2 protein-coding genes are annotated in these 2,154 nt (G+C 69.4%); both read left to right on the plus strand.

Annotated elements, in window-relative coordinates; genetic code table 11:
• Positions 1 to 240: 240 nt before the first annotated feature.
• A complete protein-coding gene (locus B1205_RS23130) occupies positions 241 to 1,428 on the plus strand; it encodes an IS110 family transposase (protein WP_140158129.1) in 1,188 nt (395 codons plus the stop codon).
• A 285-nt stretch (positions 1,429 to 1,713) separates the two neighbouring features.
• Positions 1,714 to 1,956 carry a hypothetical protein gene (locus B1205_RS30395; RefSeq protein ID WP_217809860.1) on the plus strand — a complete coding sequence of 81 codons (243 nt, stop codon included), beginning with the start codon at positions 1,714 to 1,716 and terminating at the stop codon, positions 1,954 to 1,956.
• The last annotated feature ends 198 nt before the right edge of the window (positions 1,957 to 2,154 follow it).

Consider the following 2,154-nt stretch of genomic DNA (forward strand, 5'->3'; position numbering starts at 1 on the left):
CGTTACCTTTTTGATCGTCCCCAGCCGGGGACCCTCGGTCGCCCGGCCCGGTATGACTTCCTGCCCCTGTCGTTTGCATGATCCGGGGGGTGTTGTCGCCGGGTCGGGTGGCGTCGGCGGACCGCTGATAGGGACACGGCCACCCGTGTTGGGGTAGGTCTCTTCGTAACGTGGCTGCCGGCAGTCCGACGCCTGAACCAGCGGCCGAGACCCACGGAGCGATGCGTGGAGGCGGGTGTGGTGCACGACGGATACGGCGTCTACCTCGGCTTGGACGTCGGCAAAGGTGATCACCACGCGGTCGGGCTGGCACCGGACGGCAAGCGGCTGCATGACGCGCCGTTGCCGAATACCGAGGCCAGGCTGCGGCAGTTGTTCGACAAGCTGGCCCGTCACGGCACTGTGTTGGTGGTGGTCGACCAGCCGGCCTCGATCGGCGCCCTGCCGGTCGCGGTGGCCAGGGCATGTGGTCATCAGGTGGCCTACCTGCCCGGACTGGCGATGCGTCGCATTGCTGACCTGCACCCGGGCACGGCGAAGACCGACGCCCGCGACGCCTACGTCATCGCCGACGCCGCCCGCACCCTGCGCCGAGTCGACGTCGGTGACGAAGCCCTGGCCGAGCTGGAGGTCCTGGTCGGCTTCGACGACGACCTCGCGGGTGAAGCCACCCGCATCTCGAACCGAATCCGGGGACTGCTCACCCAGATCCACCCTGCCCTGGAACGCGTCCTCGGCCCGAAAGTCCACCACAAGGCGGTCCTGGAATTGCTGTCGCGCTGCGGCGGACCTGCAGGACTTCGCAAAGCCGGCCGCCGCAAACTGCTGTCCATCGCCGCCGTCCACGCACCCCGCATGGGCGAACGCCTCGTCGACCAGATCATGACCGCACTCGACGAGCAGACCGTCACCGTTCCCGGCACCAGCGCAGCAGAGACGATCCTGCCTCGCCTCGCCGACAGCCTCCGCGACACCCTGCGACAACGCGACCAGGTCGCCGGCGAGGTCGAGAGGATGCTTGATGCGCACCCTCTCGCCCCGGTCCTGACCTCGATGCCCGGCATCGGCGTCAGGACCGCAGCCCGGATACTGCTCGAAGTCGGCGACGGCACCGCCTTCCCCACACCCGGCCACCTCGCCGCCTACGCCGGCCTCGCACCGGTCACCCGACGCTCCGGCAGCAGCATCCGCGGCGAACACCCACCCCGAGGCGGCAACAAGAACCTCAAACGCGCGTTCTTCCTCGCCGCGTTCGCCGCCCTCGCTGACCCCGTCAGCCGCACCTACTACGACCGCAAGCGAGCCGAAGGCAAACGCCACAACGCCGCCCTCATCTGCCTCGCCCGACGCCGCTGCGACGTCCTATACGCCATGCTCCGCGACAAAATCCCCTACCAACCCCGCCCAGCCACGCCGATCGCGGCTTGACGAAACCCATAGGGACACCCCCCGCCCCCCGCCCGCCGACCCGCTGCCTCGCCGCCCGCCGCCGGCTCGCCCGTCCCGCTGCCTCGCCCATCCCGTCGCCCGCCGCCTCGCCCGTCCCGCCCAGCTCCGTCGCCCGCCACCCCGTCGACCCGCTACCTCGCCCCCCGCTGCCTCGCCCGTCCCGCCCGGGGTCAGCGAGNGACGGGGAGCTGCCTCGTCGAGCGCCTGCCTCGCTGACCCGCTGCCTCGTCGAGCCTTGCCTCGCTGATCCGTTGGCTCGTTGCCATGTGCGCGCAGGTCAGCCTGCCTGCCGCCTCGTGCCTCGCTTGCCTGCTCGGCCCAGCCGCCCGGCTCAGCCTGCCGGTGCGGCGCGATGCAGCACATTTCGCTTTCCATATTGATCCACTCCAGGTCGCCGAAGTGGCGGTATGGGATGCGATGCGATGGCACCACATCGGCGATGGGGTGTGGATCAATGCGGGCGGAATCATGGACGCGACATCGCCTTGTGGTCGGCAGCCCGGCTGAGCAGCGGCCGATCTCTCCGCTGAGAGCGGAGGTGGCCGAGATCCACGCTCCCTAGTTCATTATCCGAGATCGATGTTCCGGAATCTGACAAGCACGAAGATCTTGGTATGAAAGTGCCCCTATGGGGGCCGTTTCGTACCAAGATCTCGCAGCCGCAGCCGCAGCCGCAGCCGCAGCCGCAGCCGCAGCCGCAGCCGC

It is taken from the genome of Micromonospora sp. NBS 11-29 (genome assembly GCF_002140155.1).
In the GTDB taxonomy this organism is placed as follows: domain Bacteria; phylum Actinomycetota; class Actinomycetes; order Mycobacteriales; family Micromonosporaceae; genus Micromonospora.

Excerpts from the sequence above, each read along its gene's own strand:
- B1205_RS30395 (WP_217809860.1), top strand. The coding sequence starts at position 1,714 with ATGTGCGCGCAGGTCAGCCTGCCTGCCGCCTCGTGCCTCGCTTGCCTG.